The following is a 22,188-nucleotide window of genomic DNA, read 5'->3' as shown; positions in this document are numbered from 1 at the left end:
AAGGCCATTTTTCTTAAAACAGCCCTAAAACGGAAGCGCCGCTTAAGAAATTAAGCGGCGCTTCCGTTTATTAAAATATTCAAAAAACAATCTACAATTAGCAACCAACAATTATTTCAACTGCCCATCTATTTCAGATACCTGGAGCATGCGGAGCAAAGCCGTTTTCTTGTATTGGTGTTCCTGCATGCGGCGCATGATATCATCTAGCATGGCAATGGATTTCAGGATGAAGGGGCCTTTGTTGAGCATCACGCAGTCAGCGCGTTGGGCCATAGCGGCGTCTGTGATTTCGGCCCGGGAAGGCCTGCCTTTTTTGGTGAGTTTTTCCAGCACCTGGGTGGCCCAGACCACGGGTAAATGGGCTGCCTCGGCAATCCAGAGGATTTCCTCCTGCACTTCGGCCAAGCGTTTCCAGCCCAGCTCCACGGCCAGATCGCCGCGGGCAATCATGATGCCTACCGGGTGCGTGCGCATTAAGGTGAGCAATAAATGAGGTAGGTTACTGAATGCCGCCTTGGTTTCAATCTTAAGCATGATGCCTACATGGTCGGCTTTGTGTTTGGCCAGGGCATGCTGCAGTTCCTCTACCATTTGGGGGTGGCTCACGAAGGACAGGTTCACAATATCGGCATGCTTTACAACAAAGCTGAGGTCTTCCTTGTCTTTTTCGGTTAAGTGGTCCAGGCCCAGGTCGCTTTCGGGCAGGTTAATGCCTTTGTCGGGCCTCAGCTTACTGCCGGCCTCGTCGGCGGAGGTAATTTTCACCCGCAGGAAATCTGGGTTTACCTCGGCAATGACTCCTTCTATCTCCCCATCATCAAACAAGATAGGTTCTCCCGCTTTCACGCGCGAGAAAACCTCTGGCAAGGTGCAGGAAATATGCGCCGGCTCCAGTATCTGGCCTTTTTTATCATAGACGGCAGCGGCCCCGGGAATATTTTCTTTGTGCAGAATCAGTTCCTGGCCTTGGCGAAGCACCAACGGAAGCACGAGCGGCGGTACCCCCGTCAAGGTTCGCTGGTATTCAGGCAGGTCATGGCCAGCTACATGCAGGACCGTACCAGAGGCCAGATAAGCCGATTTAAACAGGTGCCCGATGAGACCAGCCCCTCTTTTCTGCACAATCGGCATCGTTCTCTTGCGGCGGCGGGTATCCAGGAATTTAATTTCATCGCCGCGCTTTACAAGGGCCAGCCATTCTTCAGAAACCGTGAGGGTGGCATCTACCGGTACGGGCGGCATGCTTCCGGCGGGGGCCAGCCATACTTTAGCGGGAGATAGCACCTGCCCTACCTCATCAATGATAGGGTGTACAGGTACCACCTCGGGCCCGGGTTTTAAGGGGCCGGTGCGCAGTTTGGGACCCATGAGGTCAAAAAGTACCATGCATTTCTGGCCCAGCTCTGCCTCTGCCTTTTTAATCTGCTTTACCATTTTACGCCACACCTTTTTATCATCATGGGCGCAGTTAATGCGGGCACAGTTCATACCGGCCTTGACCATGTCGCGCACCAAGTCGTAGTTTTTGGCCAGATCAGTGGAGAAGGTAACCATGATCCTGTTTTCCCGGCCGGGCGATTGCTGGCCTAAAAGCTCCTCAATGTGCGTTTTCAAGGGTGATTGGACCGGCAAAAAAGGTTCTTCCGGCAAGGTGGTTTTTTCCAGGTGGGCCTGCAGAAGAAGCAGTTGGTTCAGGACGGCGGTGAGGTTGCCCACCACATGGCTTTCCGCACGGCCCAGTGATGAGAGACCTAGGCTGGAGAGTTGCGTTTGCAGGCGCCGGAGGTCATGGTTGCGTAATGAAAGATAGTGGAGCAGGTTCTGGGCGCTTTTAACAAAAGCCGGGTGCACCTTTTTGATAAGTGGCGCATACACCTCCTCCAACGCCGCGGCTTCTTGCAGCAGGCTTTGCACCTGGGTGGCCAGTTTGGCCAATTCCGAAGAGGTTACTTGTCCGTCTGTGGTGATCAGGCTTTCTTCTGTCTCTGCCATTGCCCTATATTAAAATGGTTAAACGTCCTTCCGGTTTTCGCCAATATAAGCGGGAAACTCACCTAATGATACGGCATTTGCAATTTCTTAGCTTGCCTTCCGTCATACCGCCTTCTTTTTACTGGGTCCCAAAAATGACTCTGCCTTTCTAGCCACTAGTTTTTCCTGCCTTTTCTGTTTTGGGCCCGTTTTTAGTAAAACACCCTCAAAACAGAAAACGGTCGTTCCTAATAAAGGCAGAAAAGCCTATCTTTGAGGGAAATCAGTAAGCCGGCTTATCGCTGCGCCTTCGGGCGGGGAGGAAAGTCCGGGCAACGCAGAGCATCCTGCTTCCTAACGGGAAGGCACCTGGCGGGCGACGGCCGGGTGACAGCAGTGCCACAGAAAATAACCGCCGGCTTTGGTCGGTAAGGGTGAAAAGGTGCGGTAAGAGCGCACCAGCGGCTGGGCGACCAGACCGGCTGGGTAAACCTCAGGAGTTGAAAGACCAAATAGGCTGACAGCGTCTTGCTTTAGGGTAAGGCTAAGGACTGCTCGTCCGATGTCAGTGGGTAGGTTGATGGAGCCCCTCCGTGAGGGTGGGCCTAGATAAATGATAAGCCATTTGCCTTCGGGCAGAGGACAAAACCCGGCTTACAGGCTTATTGGTTTTATTTTTTTCTTTTCTTCTGGTGAAGGCACTGGCTAAAGGTAGTTTCTGTTGCTCCTGTAGCGGCTTACTTGCTGCTAGAGAACAAGACTTTCCCTTTGCCTTTTGTTTTTCTATTGAGGATTGCCTGGCATCGGTTTCTGGTTTGGGCCTGTTTTCCAAAAAACGGCTTTAAAACACATTGAAGAACCATAGCCGGGCCATCAAAAGCACTCAAAAACTCGTTTTAATAAGAAATGCCTGACAGGTTCGTTAGGAAGCATATGCCTTGCCTTTTATTCTAATGCCACGTTCAATCTTCATCGTTTTCTTTCTTTGGGTAGGGTTCCAGATTCCCTTAAAGGCGCAGGAGAAGTGGAAACTGGAGAAAAACGAAGACGGCATAGCCGTTTATACCCGCAAAACAGCAGATCTGCCAATTAAGCAAATAAAAGTAATCTGTGAGTTGCCCGGCACTCCTGGCCAGTTGGTAAAGGTACTTAAGAACGTAGAGCACCATTCAGATTGGGTGTACCTCAACAGGAAGACCATTCTCGTCAAGCAGAAAGACCCCAATACCTTCGTATACTACACAGAAGCCGACATGCCCTGGCCCCTCACTGACCGCGATATGGTGGCGGAAACTAAGGTCTTCCCTTCTTCCAAAAATAAAACAGTACGGGTAGAAGTGACCGGATTACCCATGTACCTGCCCAAAAAGGAGCACCTCATCAGAATACCCTATTCCCTGGCCATATGGGAGATTACCCCAGTTGCCGCTGACCACATAAAAGTAGAGTACACGTTTAGCGTAGACCCAGGCGGTTCAATACCGGCCTGGATGGTGAATGCCACGGTAGCTACCGGCCCCTCCATCACTTTTTCCCGGCTACGGGAGCTTTTAGCTAATAAGCAGCTTCAAAAAATAAAGTAATACCTTGGCCTGGGCTGGCATCTTGTCAGAATTACTTCTAATTTGTCCAATAATTATCCTCCCCCGGCTATTGCTTTCAGCTGTCCTTCCTTTCTTACCCAAAGGAGTTCATCTTTTTTCACGGGCCTTTAAACCAAGGGCCTTTCGCTTTGTCTAATTGGCCTTTACAGGCAAATTACTGTAGCAAACCTTCCAATTCACCCTTTATTACAAACAACCAAACAAACAGAATGAAAAACTTTTTACTTACGCTGGGGCTTTGCACTTCCCTGGCGGGGGTGGCGGCTGCCCAGACACGGCCCCAGGTGGCAGATTCTACCCGCCGGGTAGCTGGGGCTGCCGGCATGCAGGGCTCGGCCACCCAAAAGGCCCAGCCAAAACCGTATGATCAGGTAATCACCGCTAAGGCCATTTCTAAAGACGGTCTTTTCAAAACCCACAAAGTAGATGACAAATACTACTTTGAGATTGATGACGCCGTATTAGGCCGCGAGATTCTGGTAGTAAACCGTATCTCCAAAGCCGGTGCCGAGGTTCGTGCCGCTTCTGGCTACGCCGGAGACCAAGTGGGTTCCTCTATCGTGAAATTTGAGAAAGGGCCTAACAACCGCATCTTCCTGCGTAAAGTTTCTTACAGCACCTACAGCCCAGACAGCACTAAGTCTATGTATCAGGCGGTGCAGCGGTCTAACATTCAGGCTATTGTGGCGGCGTTTAATGTGGCCGCGTATGCCCCTGGCAACAAAGGCAGCGTGATTGACATCACGGACTATATCAACGGCGAAAACGAGATTTTCTCCTTCAGTTCTTCGGCGGCTAAATCCAGAATCAGGTTAGGAAACTTTGTGCCGGACAGAAGTTATATTGAGAACGTGCGCAGCTTCCCTACCAATGTGGAAGTGACCACCGTGAAGACGTATGTATTGACGCCTCCTACCACCGGGTTTGGCGCTGGTGCCCCTTCTTCAGGCGGAGCCGGTGGCGGTAACCTGAACGGTTCCTCTACTATTGAGCTTAACACCTCTATGGTAGTTCTGCCTAAAGTACCCATGCAGCCGCGTTTCTTTGACCCACGGGTTGGTTACTTTACCGTAGGCTACACCGACTTTGACGCTAACCCACAAGGCGTGAAGGAAATAGAGATGGTGAAGCGCTGGAGACTGGAGCCGAAGCCCCAAGACATGGCCAAGTACAAGCGCGGTGAACTGGTAGAGCCCCAAAAGCCTATCATCTTCTATATCGACCCCGCCACACCTAAAAAATGGGTGCCTTACCTGATTGCCGGCGTAAATGACTGGCAGAAAGCCTTTGAGAAAGCCGGTTTCAAGAATGCCGTGATTGGCAAAATGGCCCCTTCTCCAAAGGAAAACCCAGACTGGAGCCTAGACGATGCCCGCCATTCGGCAATCGTGTACAAGCCTTCTGAGATTTCTAACGCCAGCGGACCCAGCATTTCTGACCCCCGTAGCGGCGAGATCATGGAAAGCCACATTAACTGGTATCACAATGTGATGAAACTGGTGCATGACTGGTACTTTGTGCAAGCGGCAGCTATTGACCCACGGGCCCGCAAAATGGAGTTCAGTGATGAACTGATGGGTGATTTGATCCGGTTTGTGTCCTCACATGAAGTAGGCCACACCTTGGGTCTGCGCCACAACTACGGTTCCAGCTCAACGGTGCCGGTAGAAAACCTGCGCAACAAGAAATGGGTGGAAGCCAATGGCCATACCCCTTCTATCATGGACTACGCCCGCTTTAACTACGTGGCCCAGCCAGAAGACAACATCACCCCTAAAGGAATTTACCCAAGAATTGGCGACTATGACCTTTGGGCTATTGAGTGGGGTTATAAACTACTTCCTAACGCCAAAAACGCGTTTGATGAGGTAGAGACCCTCAACAAGCTTACCATGGAGAAGTTGAAGAACCGCCGCAACTGGTTCGGGACGGAAACCAACCCAGATGACCCGCATTCCCAGAATGAGGACTTAGGGGATAACTCCATGAAAGCCAGCGAGTACGGTATTAAAAACCTGCAGCGCATCATTGTGAAGCTACCAGAGTGGACCAAAGAGTCTAACGAAGGGTATGACAACCTGAGAAACATGTACAGCCAGGTGTCTGGCCAATACAACCGGTACATGGGCCACGTGGCTAAGAACATTGGCGGTGTGTATGAGAACCCTAAAACCGTGGAGCAGGATGGTCATGTGTATGAGCGCACCCCGGCCGCTACCCAAAAAGAGGCTATGGCGTTCTTAGACAAAAACCTGTTTACTACTCCAACCTGGCTCCTGAACCAAACGGTACTCAACAACACGGGTAGCAACCCTTTGATGTTGGTTTCCAGAAGCCAGGAAAACGTGGTGGATCGCCTTATCAGCAACAACACCCTGTCTAAGCTTATTGCGGCAGAAGCGCTGGACGGCACCAAAGCCTATAAGGTGACGGACTTCTTTACGGACATGAACGGCTCCATCTTTAAAGAGGTGAAGAGCAACCAGCCCATTGATGTATATCGCCGGAACCTGCAGAAGATCTACGTGGAGCAATTGATCAGCCTTGTGAAACCAGCGCCTGCCCCAACTGCTGCCTCTGCTGCCCCAACCGGGCGTAGAGAAGGCTCTGCCCCTACCATGGACCTCAGAAACAGTGATGTTATCTCTGTAGCGAAAGCTGAACTGCGAAACATCAATAACCTGATTAAAGGGTCTTTGGCGTCACAGTCAGATGCGTTGAGCAACTACCATTTAATGGATTTAATAGAGCGTATTACGGAAAGCCTGAATTACAAAAACCAGAATTCGCTTTAATTCTTAAAGCATCTCTATTGAAAAGCTGCACCTATCGGTGCAGCTTTTTTTATTTGACCTTATCTGTGGCTGTTGGTGGGCTTGCCCTTGTTGTCATATACTTCAATTTTCTCAAACTAACAAGCGTTTTATTAAAAATTAGTAAAAAATATTGACCCTTTGTTTGGAAGTAAAAAACGCAGGCCGTATGTTTGAGCATCCTTACAGCAAGACAATGATTCAGCGCAATTCTTACTTTTATGGTTTTTACTTTTTTGGACCTCAGCCGGGGCTCAACAGGTAAGACTTTGCGTTAAAAACAAATAAGCCAACCTCAGAGCCCCGCCAATAGCGGGGCTTTTTTCGTTATGAACAGAGCCTTAAAAATCGCCATCCAGGGAGGCCCCGCCTCTTTCCATGAAACTGTCGCCAAAGAGCTGTTTGCAGACTCTGCCATCAGCACGCTGCCCTGCGACTCCTTTCCGGAGCTTTGCCAAACCCTGGAATCTGGCCTGGTAGACTATGCCGTGATGGCTGTACAGAATTCGCTGGCCGGACCATTGCTACCCAACTACCGCTTGATGGCCCAACACGGCCTGTCTATCACCGCAGAGCGTTGGCTGTTGCTGGACCAGACGTTAATGGCCTTGCCTGGCCAAAACCTGGAAGACATTACCCAAATCTGGTCCCACCCCATTGCCTTGTTACAATGCTGTGATTATTTGGAGAACCTGGCTGGGGTTAGCACCAAAGAAACAGCCGATACCGCAGATACGGCCCGCCTCATCAAAGAAGGCCAGATCAAGGGCGTAGCGGCCATTGCCAGCCGTAAAGCCGCTGAGCTGTACGGGATGGAAGTGCTGCATGACAACGTGGCCAATGACGTAGAGAACTACACCCGCTTTGTGGTGCTCAGCCGCCAACAGCCTACCAAGGTGGCCAATAAAGTAACTTTGCTGCTCCCCTACCCGGTGGTTAAATTCTCCCTGGAAAACGTCCTGGAGAAAGTAGAGAATTGCCAGCTGGATTTGACCATGCTACAGTCTTTGCCGGCCCTTAACCCTGGCCAGCCGGCCGCTTGGGTGGTGGAACTGGAAGCCGAGGAAGCAGCCTGTATCACGCAAGCCTTGGCTGCCTTACAAACCGTTTCTCCTAAACTTACCGTGCTGGGGCATTATCCTAAAGCCGAGTCTCCCCTTCCGCAGGAGCGGTTGGCGGGTTGTCTGTCAGAAATTCTTCAAGCCCAACCAGAACTGGTATGATCATCTCTTCTGCAAACCGGCTACAACAGGTACAGGAGTATTATTTCTCCCGCAAGTTGGCCGAAGTCCGGGCATTGAACGCCCAGGGCAAAAACATCATCAACCTGGGCATAGGCGATCCAGACATGTCTCCTTCAGAAGACACCATCAGTGCCTTGGTAAGAACCAGTATGAGCCCCGGGGTGCACGGGTACCAGCCTTACAACTCCATTGCCCCATTGCGCCAGGCCATCGCCAAATGGTACCAACGCACTTATTCTGTTATCCTGGACCCCGAACAAGAGATTTTACCGCTCATGGGTTCTAAAGAAGGGATATTCCATGTGTCTATGGCGTTCCTGAACCCCGGTGACAAAGTATTGGTGCCCAACCCCGGCTATCCCGCCTATGGCGCCACTGCCCGCCTGGTAGGGGCCGAACCAATCTTCTACACTTTAAAAGAAGAGAACGGCTGGCTGCCAGACCTGCAAGAACTGGAGCAGCTGCTACAACCTGGAGACGTGAAACTGATGTGGATCAATTATCCGCACATGCCAACCGGCGCCGAGGCTACCGCCGAGGCCCTGCAAAGCCTGGTAGACCTGGCCTTAAAGCATAAGTTCCTTCTGGCCAATGACAACCCCTACAGCCTGGTGCTGCCTAATAAAAAGCCTTTAAGCCTGCTTTCGCTGCCCATTGCTAAAGAATGCTGCCTGGAATTCAACTCCTTGAGCAAATCCCATAACATGGCCGGTTGGCGGGTGGGCATGGTGTTGGGCCGGCAAGATTATCTGCAGTGCGTGCTGCGGGTAAAGAGCAACCTGGACTCCGGTATGTTCCAACCGGTGCAGCATGCCGCCATTCAGGCTCTTTCCAACCCAGATGCTTGGCATGAGGCGCGCAATGAGGTGTATGCCCAGCGCCGCAATAAGGTATATGAACTGCTTGACCTACTGCATTGTTCTTACCAAAAAGAAGCCGTGGGCATGTTTGTGTGGGCCCGGGTGCCGGACAGCGTGACAGACGTAGAGGCCTTTTTAGACGAGGTCCTGTATGAAGCCGGAGTTTTCCTAACCCCCGGAAAAATTTTCGGGACGCAGGGCGAGCGCTATTTGCGGGTGTCGCTTTGCCTACCAGAAAACACCATAGAAGAAGCTACTAAACGAATTAACAAACATTTATCGGCTAAGGCCACCTTACCTTTATGACCACAAAACACCTGAACCTGTCTGACAACACCATCTTTAAACGTGCTGACGGACAGCCGCTTATCATAGCAGGGCCTTGCAGCGCCGAGAGTGAAGAACAAATGCTGGAAACCGCCCGTGGCTTGCAGTCAGTACCGGAAGTCACAATCTTCCGGGCTGGAATCTGGAAACCCCGTACCCGGCCAGGTGCTTTTGAAGGCATAGGGAAAGTAGGCCTGAAATGGCTGAAAAGAGTGAAAGAAGAAACCGGCATGCTCACCGCCTGCGAGGTGGCTACCGGCGAGCACGTGAATGATGCCCTGAAACAAGGCGTGGATATTCTGTGGGTAGGAGCCCGCACCACGGTAAATCCTTTCTCTGTACAGGAGATCGCTGATGCCCTGGAAGGCGTTGACGTACCGGTATTGGTTAAAAACCCGGTTAACCCAGACCTGCAGCTTTGGCTGGGGGCCCTGGAGCGATTGAACCGCGCCGGAATCACGGACCTGGCCGCTATTCACAGGGGATTCTCTTCCTTTGACAGCCGTCCGTACAGAAACCACCCCAAGTGGAACATGGCCTATGAGTTCAAGAAGCTGTTGCCCGAGGTGCCTTTGATCTGTGACCCCAGCCACATAGCCGGTAAGCGTTCCCTGTTACAGCAGATAAGCCAAGAGGCCCTTAACCTGCAGGTAGACGGCCTCATGATTGAGACCCACTGCAACCCAGACGTGGCCCTGAGTGATGCCGCCCAACAAGTAACCCCTGAAGGCTTAAGACAATTACTGGCCTCTCTCATTGTAGAGCGCGTTTCTTCTTCGGCCACTGCCAATGAGGAAGAATTGAGTGAGCTCCGTAACCTGATTGACTACCTGGACAATGAATTGATCAACGTGCTGGCCAGACGGTCTGCAGTGGCCAAGGAAATAGGCATCTTGAAAAAGGAAAACAAGATTAATTTATTGCAGACCGGCCGTTGGGAACAGGTAATGGAGCAGCGCATGCAACTGGCCTTGCGCGAAGGCCTTACCGAAGACTTTGTGAAAGCGATCTTCCAGGAAATTCACCAGCACTCCTTGCACGTGCAGGCAGCAGCGGCTGTGGAAGCCAAACCCGTAACTAACCTAAAATAAGGATTATCCTTCCTTAATCTAAAGCCCCGGCCCTATCAGCCGGGGCTTTTTGTTATCCCAAGATCAGCTAATGCTAGAATTTCAAAATGCTGTTTTGAGCCTGTTTTTGTGAAAACAGGCTCAAAACAGCAAGACCTTATGTTCGGGCTTTATTCTTTGTTTAAGCAATTCTCTTTGCGCCTTTGCTGCTTTTTCTACTTACCACTCATTTATGATATTCCAATAGCTTATGCTAAATCCTAAGGAAAGAAGCGAGAAGAATTTACAGGCATGAACTCTCTCTCAGGCTCCATAAATCCTCCTATTCAACTATATAAGCAGCTATAGGATTACCGCTTCAGCTTGTACCTGATATCTTTTCAGATAATCAATGAGCCTCATTTCCTAAACCGCAAACAGTTTGGAAGCCATAAAAACCATCTTTTCCCGTTTTAAAGGTGTTTTCCGTAAAACAGGCTTAAAACAGTTTGCGATTCCTACTGTTTCCTTCTTACTAACTCGTTGTCAAAATGACCGCTAAATTTCTGTTTCCCATTCTTGTATTACTCTTTGGGTTTCTGGATGCCCAAGCCCAGTTAAAGCCTTTAGACGCCGAGCTTACTTCCTTCACGTATCCTTTTCCCGTGGCCTTCCACCCGGTGAACGTGCAGAGGCAGTCTTTTAAGATGGCTTATATGGAGGTGAAACCCCAGACCCCTAACGGTAAAACGGTTCTCTTGCTGCACGGCAAGAACTTCAATGGTGCCTACTGGGATCAACCCGCCAAAGACCTGGCTAAAAATGGGTACCGGGTGATCATTCCAGACCAGATTGGTTTCGGGAAGTCTTCTAAGCCGCAGAACATTCAATACACCTTCCAGATGCTGGCCCAAAACACCAAGGGTTTGTTGGATAGCCTTGGCGTAAAATCGGTGGCGGTGCTGGGGCATTCCATGGGCGGGATGCTGGCTACCCGTTTCGCTTTGATGTACCCAGACATGACGCAAAAACTCATTCTGGAAAACCCCATTGGCCTGGAAGACTGGAAACAGTGGGTGCCTTATCAATCAGTAGAAAAATGGTACGCCGGTGAGCTGAAGCAAACCCAGGCCGGCATCAAGAAATACCAGTTGGAAAATTACTACGGAGGGCAATGGAAACCGGAGTATGATAAATGGGCAGATCTACTGGCCGGTTGGACCATTGGCCCCGATAACCTAAAAATTGCCTGGAACGCCGCCCTCACCTATGACATGGTCTTTACCCAGCCGGTAGTCTACGAATTTGACCAACTCAAAATGCCCACGCTCCTGATCATTGGTCAACGGGACCGAACCGCTTTGGGCAAAGCCAACGCCCCCGCGGCCATGCGGGACAAACTAGGCAACTATCCCGCCTTAGGTAAGGCCACCGCCAAGAAAATACCGCAAGCTACGCTGGTGGAATTAGACAACGTAGGGCACCTCCCCCATATAGAAGCATATGACCGGTTTCTACAGCCCTTGCTATCCTTCTTGAAGAAGTAGGGTAAAACTACAGGAAGCGCCATATTTTTTTTCTGACTAAAATTAACTGTAGCTACACAGAAACAAGGTTTTAGATATAAAAGTCCCGTTTTGCTTTCAACTACCCAAAGATAAGTTACCCTCTGCATTAAACCTTTTAAATACCATACGGTCTAAAGCAAAACCAATTTTCTAATGAAAAAAGCTTCTTTACTAGTTTTCCTTTTTCTTTTAGTAGCGCACTTCAGCTTTAGCCAGACGGCCACTTCCATAAAAGGACAGGCCGTGGGCGCCGGTTCTCCTCTTATTGGGGCCACTGTGGCGCTCTTGAACGCGCAGGATTCCAGCGTTTACCGCGGGGCAGCCACAGACGCAGACGGCCGCTTTGAATTAGCCGGCGTTAAAAACGGACGGTTTATTTTAAAAGTAAGCTATCTGGGCTTTTCAGACTTATTCAGACCTATTACTGCCACGGGCGCCCCTATTCAGTTAGGCACGCTTACCTTAGGCCAGGGGGTTACGTTACGCGAGGTACAGGTAGTAGGCAGAGCGGCCACGGTAATTACCAAGGCAGATACCTCAGAAATGAACGCCGCCGCCTTTAAAGTAAACAAAGATGCCAATGCCGAGAACCTGATCCAGAAAATGCCTGGCGTAACCATCCAGAACGGACAGGTGCAGGCCCAGGGCGAACGGGTACAGCGCGTATTGGTAGACGGGAAAGAGTTCTTCGGGGAAGACCCCAGCGCAGTCCTTAAGAACCTGCCCGCCGAGGTGATTTCCAAGATTCAGGTGTTTGACCGCCAAAGTGATCAGTCTCAATTCACTGGTTTCAGCGACGGCAACGAGCAGAAAACCATTAACATTGTCACCAAACCTGAGTTTAGAACCGGTCGCTTCGGTCGGATCAGTGCCGGGGCTGGCACAGATAACCGCTACCGCATCAGCGGGAACATCAATCAGTTTGATGGCGACCGCCGGGTTTCCATTGTGGGCCTGAGCAACAACGTAAACGAACAGAATTTCTCTTCAGAAGACCTGGTAGGCGTAGCCAGTGCCTCTAGCCGGGGCGGTGGCGGAAACCGCGGCGGCGGAGGTGGTGGCGGCCCACGTGGGGGCGGAGGTTTTGGCGGTGGCAATAACACCGGCGACTTCCTGGTGAACACCAACAACGGTATTGCTCGCACCAACGCCATTGGGTTGAACTACCTGGACAAATGGGGTAAAAAAGTAGACGTGCAAGGCAGTTATTTCTACAACCACTCCAAAAACAACTCCAACTACTCGCTCTTCAGAAATTACCTGGAAGACGGCGAAACTACCAGCATTTACGGGGAGAACGGCCTGGCCCAAACCTTTAACCAGAACCACCGCCTGAACATGCGCATTACCTATGCCATTGACTCGGCTAACTCCATTATCTTAAGGCCCCGTTTAAGCTTGCAGCAAAATGAAGGCGACAGCAATGAGAACGGAAACACCATTAGCGGTGATCCTGTGACCAGCCTTTCCCGCTTGTTCAACTCCAACCTGACCGGCCTGAACTTCAACAACAACATCTTGTTCCGCCACAGCTTCCCTAAAAGAGGCCGTACCATCAGCTTGGATGTAACTACCGGCTATAACAGCAATGAGGCAGACAGAGACCTCTTTTCCGTGACCACAGACCCAGAGCGCATTACCCGCCAAGACCAGATTTCCATCCTGGACAACAACGGCACGGTCCTGGGCGCCAACCTGAACTACACCGAGCCTTTATCAGACAAAACCCAGTTGCAGCTCACCTACTCCACCAATTACAACAAATCTGACGGAGATTTCAGGACGTATGAGCGCGATGAGAACAGCCAGGAATACAACAATCTGCTGGCTAGCCAATCAAGTTTGGTAGAGAACAAAACCACTACCCAGGAGTTTGGCACCGGCTGGCGCTACAACACCAAAGACTTCCAGGTGATGTTGAACGCCCGCTACCAATATTTGAACATGAAGACGGACCAAGTGCTGCCCACGGTCATGAATCCTTCTTACAGCTATCACAATGTGTTGCCGTTTGGTATGTTGCGCTACAATTTCAACGCAGACCGCAACGTGCGCATATTCTACAATGGCCGCTCGCAGACCCCTTCTGTTGATCAGTTACAGAGTGCCATTGACAAATCTAATACCCTACTCTGGACCCAGGGAAATCCTTCGTTGCAGCAAAGCTTTAACCACAACTTTAACGTGCGCTACTCTGCTGCCAACCCAGGCAAATCCTCCTCTTTCTTTATTGTATTGGGTGGATCAGCAGCCCAGGACTACATAGGCCGGGAAACCATTACCGCCAAAGGCAATTCTGGCCTATTTGGGGATGATGCTCTTACCGGAAACACCCGCTTAACGCGTCCGGTGAACCTGGATGGACAGTACTCTTTGAGGTCCTTTTTGGTATATGGCCTGCCGGTACCCTTCATCAAGTCTAACATCAACCTGAACACCAACGCCTCTTATAACTTTACTCCAGGCCTGGAGGATGGCAAGGAGAACAACAATACCACGGCTAATGTGGGCGGCGGCATTACCTTGAGTTCTAACATAAGTGAGAACTTTGACTTTTTGCTTTCTACCAACGCCACGTATAATGAGGCTACTTATTCCCTGAATTCTAAGCAGAACAACAACTACTATAACCAAAGCAGCCAGTTCAGGTTGAATTGGCTTCTATGGAAAGGGTTAAACCTTACCACAGACCTGAACCACCAATACAACGGCGGCCTGGCTAAGGGAATTGACCCAACCTTCCTGCTTTGGAATGGCAGCATTGGCTATAAATTCCTGAAAGACCGCCAGGCCGAGATCAGATTGTCGGCGTTTGATATCCTGGGAGAAAACACCAGCATTCAACGTAACATCAATAATACCTATTTTGAAGATGTGCAGACCAATGTACTGCAGCGCTATTTCATGCTGAGTTTTGTCTACAACCTGCGCATGTTTGGCGGTGCGAATGCCCGTCCGGCTAGCCAACCTCAAGGTCCTGGAAACTACTATAGAGGCGGCATGAATTAATTAGCGTAACCCTCCTACCTTTCTGTTTTGGGCCTCTTTTTGAAAAAAGAGGCCCAAACTGTTTTTAGGGCTTTGCAAATAACTGGGTAATCAATCCAGAAATAGTAAATCGGGGCAAATCTGTTTTTGACTTTCCCGCCTCACTCCTTACATTGCCACCTTAAAAATTTGAGATAGACAGGCATTTGCCAGGAATTCAACCAGTAAGAGAACCTAACGCTTTGCTGCCTATCCACCCATTACCTTTTATCCAGAGAAGCTTGCCTGCCCATAGGCCGTGTGAGACTTTGGTACGCCCATGAATCCAGAGAAACTTCAGTACCTCGCCCAGAAACTGGACGGGGAATTACATTTTGATTCCACCATGCGGACGCTTTACGCTACAGACGCCTCGGCGTATCGTGAGGTACCGCTGGCAGTGGCTTTTCCGGCCCACGAGCAAGACATCAAAACCCTTATTTCGTTTGCCCGCCTGGAAGGCACATCCCTTATCCCTAGAACGGCCGGCACCTCTCTGGCCGGGCAGGTGGTGGGCCATGGCATTGTGGTAGACGTTTCCCGCACCTTCACTAAGATACTGGAAGTAAACCCAGAAGAAGGTTGGGTACGCGTACAGCCGGGTGTGATCAGAGATGAACTGAACCTGTTCCTGAAATCCTATGGCCTTTACTTCGGGCCCGAGACCTCTACAGCCAACCGCGCCATGATTGGCGGCATGGTTGGCAACAATTCCTGCGGCTCCAATTCTATTGTCTACGGCAGCGCCCGGGAGCACCTGCTGTCTGTGAAAGCCCTTTTAAGCGATGGCTCAGAGGCCGAGTTCTCTGCTTTGTCTGCCGCTGAATTTGAAGCCAAGTGCCACGGTGAGAACACGTCTGGCCCGCTGGAGACGCGCCTGTACCAGGCCACCAAAGCAATGCTTTCGCACGGGCCTACCCAGGAAAACATAAGGAGCGAATTCCCTAAACCCAGTATTCAGCGCCGCAATACCGGCTATGCCATAGACCTGCTTCTGGAAACCGAGCCCTTTACGCCCGGCAAAGAGGCTTTCAACTTCTGTAAACTCATTGCCGGTTCTGAAGGCACGCTGGCTTTCCTCACGGAGATCACCCTGCACGTAAACCCCTTGCCGCCCAAAGAGATTGGCCTGTTGTGCATCCATTGCCAGACGGTAGATGAATCCTTAAGGGCTAATTTGGTGGCGCTGCGCCACAACCCCACGGCCAGCGAGCTCATGGACCATTATGTGTTAGAGTGTACCAAAACCAATATTGAGCAAAGCCAAAACCGGTTCTTTGTACAGGGAGACCCCGGCGCTATTCTGGTGGTGGAATTGTCAGACCATACCCAAGCGGCCATTGAAGAACGCGCCCAAGCTCTGGTGCGGGACCTGGAGAAAAACCAATTAGGCTACCATTACCCCTTGGTGTTGGGCCCAGATACCAAGAAAGTCTGGACGCTCCGTAAGGCAGGATTGGGCTTATTATCTAACATACCTGGTGATGCCAAACCGGTGGCTGTGATTGAAGACACCGCCGTAGATGTGGAAGACCTTCCGGAGTTCATCAGGGAGTTTAACCTTTCCCTGGAGCAGTACGGGCTGTACTGCGTGCACTATGCCCACGCCGGAACCGGGGAACTGCACCTGCGCCCCATCATCAACCTGAAAACCCAGGAAGGAAACGAGCTTTTCAGGACTATTGCCACAGAGATTGCGCACCTGGTCAAGAAATACCGCGGCTCTCTAAGCGGCGAACACGGTGACGGGCGCCTGCGGGGCGAGTTCATCCCCTACATGATTGGGGAGGAGAATTACCGCCTGCTGGAAGAAGTGAAACGCGTATGGGACCCCGGCAATATTTTCAACCCGGGCAAAATTGTGAACACTCCAGCCATGGACACGTTCCTGCGCTATGATCCCGGCCAGGAAACCCCGGAGTTTGACACGGTCTTCAAATTCAAAGAACAAGGCGGTGTTCTCCGGGCTGCTGAACTCTGCAACGGCTCCGGCGACTGTCGCAAAACCCAGCTCACGGGCGGCACTATGTGCCCCAGTTACATGGTGACCCGCAACGAGAAAGACACCACTCGCGGTCGGGCTAACGTCCTGCGCGAGTTTCTGACCCGTTCGCCTAAAGCCAACCGCTTTGACCACCAGGAAATAAAAGAGGCCATGGACCTTTGCCTAAGCTGCAAGGGCTGTAAATCTGAGTGCCCCTCTAACGTAGACGTGGCCAAACTGAAAGCCGAGTTCCTGCAGCACTACTATGACGCCAACGGCGTACCCTTCCGTACTCGCCTGATCAGTAATTTTAACAATGCCAACAAACTGGCCTCGTTGTTGCCCGGGGCCTATAACCTGTTGTTTAAGAGCTCTTTTACCGCCAATGCCTTTAAAAAGGCCGTAGGTTTCGCGCCCAAACGGTCCCTCCCGCTCCTGCACAGCACCACCCTACGCAGCTGGTTTAAAAAGCACCAGGTGGCAAAAGGGAAAGAAAGCAGAGCGCCTAAAAAGAAAGTGTACTTGTTCTGTGACGAGTTCACCAATTACAATGACACCCCCATTGGCATAAAGGCGGTGCTGTTGCTGGAGAAACTGGGCTATGAGGTAATAATCCCCGAACACGAAGAAAGTGGCCGGACCTACCTCTCCAAGGGCTTGGTACGCGAAGCGAAGAAACTGGCCCAGAAAAATGTGGCGATGCTGCACAAGTTGGTGTCAGCGGAGACGCCGCTCATTGGCATTGAACCCAGCTGCATTCTCTCCTTTAGAGACGAGTACCTGGACCTAGTAGACGAAGACCAGGCAGAAAATGCCAAACACCTATCTGTTCACTGCCTCCAGTTTGATGAGTTCATTGCCCGCGAGATCCTGAATAAGAATATCGACCGTAACCTCTTCAAAACCGAGGCCCGCCTTATTAAACTACATGGCCACTGCCACCAGAAGGCCCTTTCCAGCGTGCTCTACACTCAGCAGATGCTGAGCCTACCGGCTAATTACAAGGTGGAAACCATTCCCTCGGGGTGCTGCGGTATGGCCGGCTCCTTTGGCTATGAAGCCGAGCATTATGAGGTCTCTATGAAAGTAGGCGAACTGGTGCTCTTCCCTGCCGTGCGGGCTGCGGCCCATGAGGTCATCATCGCTGCCCCTGGTACCAGTTGCCGCCACCAAATTCATGACGGGACCGGAAGGGATGCTAAGCATCCGATAGAGGTGTTGTTTGAGGCGTTGCGGTAGGTTTCTGTTTAGGGATTATTTTTGGAATACAGCCTCTAAACAGGTATCGAATTTGAGAAATAAGTGGAAATCTAATTATATGTATTGATTAGTAACGGCGGGGAATAGCCATGTTTTACGTTGTTTTAAGGCAGATAACAGTAGGAGGAACATATAGACTTTCGTTGTATACTATTTAAAACAATGATGCCAGACTTTACAAATATTGAATATCTTAAAAAAGGGAATAAACGTCAGAGACAAGCCTATATAGAATTGACTAAGCTATTAATCTTTGAGGATTTGCAAGCTTATAGTCCAATATTGACAGGAACTATACCTATTGGGATTGACCTACCAGAAAGTGATTTAGATATTATTTGTGAATGTTCCAACCACAATGAATTTGCAAAGACACTCACTAGTTTGTACTCAGACAAAGACAAATTTGAAATCAAGACAAATACTTGGAATAACTTATTCTCAACAATTGTATCCTTTCGAGCAGGCGAATTTGAAGTAGAAGTTTTTGGACAGGATTGCCCTACCAAAGAGCAAAGTGCCTTCAAGCATATGCTAATTGAACATAAAATCTTGAGTTTAAAAGATGATAAGTTCAGAGAGGAAGTCATACGACTTAAAAAAGAAGGACTAAAGACAGAGCCTGCTTTTGCCAAATTATTGGGTTTGGTTGGAGATCCTTATGCAGAACTGTTGAAATTTGAAATATAAAACTGGTGTACAACAAGGTATAAAACTCATGGTCCGGCCCACAGACTTGCCCGTTGTTTTTACTAATCGTAGCCTAAGTAAAAGACCTCTCCACCCATGAAAGAAGACCTCCAGACCTATCACCAATCCCAGTCTCCTGCCCACCAGGAACTATGCGATTTGCTGGCCACGGCCATTGATGCGGAATTGCCCGAGGCGGAAAGCAAGATATGGCACGCCCACCCGGTCTGGTTTCTGGAGGGCAACCCTGTGGTAGGGTACTGCAAACTAAAGGCAGGCATACGGCTCATGTTCTGGAGCGGCGCAGATTTTGGTGAGGAAGGGCTTAAACCCAGCACGGGTAAATTCAGGGATGCCTCCATCACCTATTCTGTTCCAGACCAGGTTGAACTTGCTGATCTCCAAAGATGGCTGCAGAAAGCGCGGGACATTCAATGGGACTATAAGAATCTGGTGAAAAGAAAAGGCCACCTGGAAAGACTGAAATAACATGAATACCACCCCTGCCCATGATGCCAAGATTGCCGGCATGACCTTCGCGGCTGTGTACCCTCATTATGTCACCAAAGTAGAGCGCAAAGGCCGCACCAAAGAAGAACTGCACCAGGTCATTGCCTGGCTCACCGGGTTTACTGAGCAAAATTTACAGGAATTGGTAGACCAAAAAGCCACCTTTGAAAACTTCTTCCAGAAGGCCAACCTGAACCCCAATGCTGACTTGATTACCGGCACTATCTGCGGCTATAAGATTGAAGAAATTGAAAACCCGTTGACCAGGCAAGTCAGGTACCTAGACAAATTGGTTGATGAACTGGCCAAAGGAAAAAAGCTGGAGAAGATTCTGCGCCAGGTCTAAGCGTAACGGCTATGAAGGTCAGAGAGGGAGTCATGGCAGGAGAAAAAGTTAATCACCTAATGTCCGTTTAGAGCTCATTTTTTTGAAAACAGCCTCAAAACAGAAATTACTAATACAGATATCACTGTGCCAATAATTCACCTGCAAACAACCATCCCAGCCCCTGTTGAGATTTGCTTTGACCTAGCTAGAAGCATTGACCTGCATATGGCTTCTACACAGCAAACCCAGGAACGTGCTGTGCGTGGGGTGCTATCTGGCCTGATTGGCTTAGATGAAACGGTAACCTGGCAAGCGACCCACTTTGGGGTAAGGCAGTACCTTCAGACCAGAATTACTGAATTTCAGCGGCCTGTTTTATTTGTGGATGAAATGGTGACAGGAGCTTTCCAGCGCTTCCGTCATGAACATTCCTTTAAGGCCTTAAATAGTGCCGCCACCTTGATGGAAGATCAATTTGACTATACCTCCCCCTTTTGGTGGTTAGGGAATTTGGCTGATTACCTTTTTCTGCAACGTTATATGACCCGGTTGTTGAGGAAAAGGAACCAGTTGCTCAAAGAGGTGGCGGAAGGAAATGCCTGGGATCCAATCCTTAAAATGGAGAAGCGGGTACTGGTATAAGGATTTTTCTGTTTTAAGCCTGTTTTTGGAAAAACGCCTCTAAAACGCCTCCATCCCCAAGTACATCTATAGATGGATATTCAGGAATGGGTAACCTATTTAAAGCCCGCGTTAACAACCCGCTTTTTGGTACAATTCCTTTATTGATTTCCAGCCCTCACTTTAGTTGAATACCACCTTTTGCACCGTTCTTTCATTTCCATACTCCAGTACCAGCAGATAAGTGCCTTTGGCAAATTTACCTCTGGGGATGGTTAACGTGTGTTTTCCGGGTTTGTATTTCTCTTTGATTACCCTGGTTTTCTTTTTTCTATCCAACGTGTAAAGCTCGGCTTTCACCCCAGATTTTTTGGTGAGCTCTATGGGCACCAATAGTTTGTTGGTAATAGTGGAAAGCGGGCCCACTTCAGCAACTGGTGTTTCCGTGGGTTGCTCCATGGTTAAAACTGGCTTCTGGGCATTCTCTGCCAGCATTGGCACTGGGCTGCCTAGAATGACCACGTTACTGAGTGGGCTTTCGTGGTTACCGGGGCTTACCTCGCTCACGGCCCAAAAAGAAACCGGTGAGGGCACCTCTGCCGCCGGAATTATTACCTTTTCCTGGGTGGTAAAGGCTCTGACGGCTCCTTCGGGGGTTAAGGCGCCGGTGGCCGGCATGGTGTTGGTGGTGTACAGCAGGTACCGTTTAAAAGAATGGGTGTTAGCCGGGCTTCTGGCCCAGGTGATTTCGTAATTTCCGGTTTGTTCGTTCAGGGTGACGGTTAATCCCTGGGGTGCAGCCGGTTCTTTCCCATTTTTCCAGGCCATGGAAGGTGGGGCTGCCGGAAACCGGAAGGTGGCCGACTTGAAAGAGGTACCGGTCAAAAGGGTATTATTGGTAATGTTGGAGGCCCGGAATACCACGCTGCCTAAGGCATGCCGGTCGCGGTTGGAGCGGGTGATTTCAATCTGCTGGGGCAGTTCATCCAGGGTATAGTTTTTCTGCACCATGTGCCCGGCGTACAGGTGGCGGCTTGCCTCATAGGCCCTGTCTGACCACCAGTACAACAGTTTTCGGTAATCCTGGCGCCCGCCTATGGGCCAGTACAATTGCGGGGTGAGGTAATCCACGTATTTCTGATCCAGCCAATACAGCGGATCGGCGTAGATGGCATTGTAGGAGTCCATGCCCGAAATGCCGGCCGGCTCGCCGTTTTTCCAGATCCCGAAGGGGCTTACCCCAAACCGCGCCGTGGGGTTTACCTGCTGCAGGGCTTCATGGACCAGGCGCATGGTCTCGTTCACGTTAAAGCGGCGCCAGTCACTCACCCCAGAAAAACCGTTGCCAAACTCCTGGAAGGTAGCTGCATCTTCATTGGAAATCCCCTTGAAAGGGCCCTCTGGGTAAGGATAGAAGTAATCATCAAAGTGCACCCCGTCAATGGCGTAGTTTTGGGCAACTTCCTTAATAATGGAGGTGATGTATTGGCGCACTTCGGGCAGGCCGGGGTTCAGGATCTTTTTCCCGTTGGCAAAGGTCAGCAGCCACTCTGGTTTGGCTTTGGAAACGTGCTGTGCATGGTAGGTGCCAGGAGTATTGACGGTGTTCACGCGGTAGGGGTTAAACCAGGCATGCAGTTCCAGCCCGCGGGCGTGAGCCTCCTCTATGGCGAAGGCCAAGGGGTCATAGCCGGGGTCTTTGCCTTGGGTGCCGGTCAGGAATCTGGACCAAGGCTCTTTGCTGGATCTATAAAAGGCATCGCACTCGGTTCTTACCTGAAAAAACACGGCATTCAGGTTGGCTTCCTTTATTTTATCCAGCATGTCGCGCAGGGCGGCTTTTTGCTTTTCAGGCGAGGCGCCCTGTACTGGCCAGTCTAAATTAGCTACCGTGGCCACCCACACTCCCCTGAACTCCCGGTTAGGAAGCTCCTGGGCCGTAACCGGATAAAAAGAAATCAGAAGGCAAAACGAAAGCAATACTTGGAAAAACCTGGGCATAAAAATCCTAAAGAATACTTCACCTGGACGAAAGGTGTGTGGCAAAAAACTGTTTAGACTGGCCATAAAAGAAGTCATCCGCCGAAGGTTTTCAAAAACCCTCCTTATCTGATGCAGGCACCAGGTTGCCATTTGGTTTAAACCCACCACAAGGTAAGGTTCTGGGCTAACTCCCTTTAAAGCAAGTTCAAAGATAAGGATTCGGCTTGCAAAACGGCGGCCTTGGTTTCTAAACCTTCTGAGGCCCATCGTATTTAAATCTTTATTTTCCCTATGTTTGAGATTTCCCAAAGGCTGCTTTTGGGATAAAAGGGCGTTTTAAGCACGT

At 50.3% G+C, this 22,188-nt stretch carries 14 protein-coding genes and 1 other RNA gene; 13 read left to right on the top strand and 2 right to left on the bottom strand.

From position 1 onward, the window contains the following. Positions 1–111: 111 nt before the first annotated feature. Positions 112–1,995, bottom strand: a complete 1,884-nt coding sequence (locus ACYVJQ_RS08345) for a pyruvate kinase (protein WP_460892617.1) — start codon at positions 1,993–1,995, stop codon at positions 112–114. A 262-nt stretch (positions 1,996–2,257) separates the two neighbouring features. Between ACYVJQ_RS08345 and rnpB the strand changes: the two genes are divergently transcribed. The 13 genes from rnpB (at position 2,258) to ACYVJQ_RS08280 (ending at position 19,880) form a co-directional block, all read left to right on the top strand. Next, positions 2,258–2,647: RNase P RNA component class A (rnpB, locus tag ACYVJQ_RS08340), an RNA gene on the top strand. Between the two features lie 280 nt (positions 2,648–2,927). Further along, positions 2,928–3,557 (top strand): START domain-containing protein, encoded by a 630-nt coding sequence (locus ACYVJQ_RS08335; RefSeq protein ID WP_460892616.1) that lies wholly within the window; start codon positions 2,928–2,930, stop codon positions 3,555–3,557. A gap of 230 nt (positions 3,558–3,787) precedes the next feature. Further along, a complete protein-coding gene (locus ACYVJQ_RS08330) occupies positions 3,788–6,373 on the top strand; it encodes a zinc-dependent metalloprotease (protein WP_460892615.1) in 2,586 nt (861 codons plus the stop codon). A gap of 347 nt (positions 6,374–6,720) precedes the next feature. Further along, positions 6,721–7,614 (top strand): prephenate dehydratase, encoded by an 894-nt coding sequence (locus tag ACYVJQ_RS08325; protein ID WP_460892614.1) that lies wholly within the window; start codon positions 6,721–6,723, stop codon positions 7,612–7,614. Further along, complete coding sequence (locus ACYVJQ_RS08320) at positions 7,611–8,801, top strand: pyridoxal phosphate-dependent aminotransferase (RefSeq protein ID WP_460892613.1); 1,191 nt, start codon at positions 7,611–7,613, stop codon at positions 8,799–8,801. The genes ACYVJQ_RS08325 and ACYVJQ_RS08320 overlap by 4 nt, the downstream gene beginning before the upstream one ends. Then, on the top strand, positions 8,798–9,913 hold the full coding sequence (locus ACYVJQ_RS08315; protein WP_460892612.1) for a chorismate mutase: 1,116 nt from the start codon (positions 8,798–8,800) through the stop codon (positions 9,911–9,913). Before ACYVJQ_RS08320 ends, ACYVJQ_RS08315 begins: the two co-directional genes overlap by 4 nt. A 509-nt stretch (positions 9,914–10,422) precedes the next feature. Beyond that, the gene (locus tag ACYVJQ_RS08310; RefSeq protein ID WP_460892611.1) at positions 10,423–11,418 is read left to right on the top strand and encodes an alpha/beta fold hydrolase; all 996 of its coding nucleotides are present in this window, start codon (positions 10,423–10,425) and stop codon (positions 11,416–11,418) included. A 174-nt stretch (positions 11,419–11,592) separates the two neighbouring features. Next, complete coding sequence (locus ACYVJQ_RS08305) at positions 11,593–14,448, top strand: outer membrane beta-barrel protein (RefSeq protein WP_460892610.1); 2,856 nt, start codon at positions 11,593–11,595, stop codon at positions 14,446–14,448. A gap of 298 nt (positions 14,449–14,746) precedes the next feature. Then, complete coding sequence (locus tag ACYVJQ_RS08300; protein ID WP_460892609.1) at positions 14,747–17,689, top strand: FAD-binding and (Fe-S)-binding domain-containing protein; 2,943 nt, start codon at positions 14,747–14,749, stop codon at positions 17,687–17,689. Positions 17,690–17,872: 183 nt separating this feature from the next. Further along, the gene (locus ACYVJQ_RS08295; protein ID WP_460892608.1) at positions 17,873–18,400 is read left to right on the top strand and encodes a DUF4269 domain-containing protein; all 528 of its coding nucleotides are present in this window, start codon (positions 17,873–17,875) and stop codon (positions 18,398–18,400) included. 96 nt (positions 18,401–18,496) lie between these two features. Further along, on the top strand, positions 18,497–18,889 hold the full coding sequence (locus tag ACYVJQ_RS08290) for a DUF1801 domain-containing protein (RefSeq protein ID WP_460892607.1): 393 nt from the start codon (positions 18,497–18,499) through the stop codon (positions 18,887–18,889). 1 nt (position 18,890) lies between these two features. Continuing rightward, entirely contained in the window at positions 18,891–19,256 is a 366-nt protein-coding gene (locus tag ACYVJQ_RS08285) for a DUF2200 domain-containing protein (protein ID WP_460892606.1), read from the top strand. Between the two features lie 207 nt (positions 19,257–19,463). Next, positions 19,464–19,880: an SRPBCC family protein gene (locus ACYVJQ_RS08280; RefSeq protein ID WP_460892605.1), complete on the top strand. Its 417-nt coding sequence runs from the start codon at positions 19,464–19,466 to the stop codon at positions 19,878–19,880. 162 nt (positions 19,881–20,042) lie between these two features. Here ACYVJQ_RS08280 and ACYVJQ_RS08275 read toward each other — a convergent pair whose 3' ends face one another. Next, complete coding sequence (locus ACYVJQ_RS08275; RefSeq protein WP_460892604.1) at positions 20,043–21,860, bottom strand: glycoside hydrolase family 10 protein; 1,818 nt, start codon at positions 21,858–21,860, stop codon at positions 20,043–20,045. Positions 21,861–22,188: the final 328 nt, after the last annotated feature.

The organism is Rufibacter soli (assembly GCF_054781795.1).
This window is presented reverse-complemented; position numbering and strand designations above follow the sequence as displayed.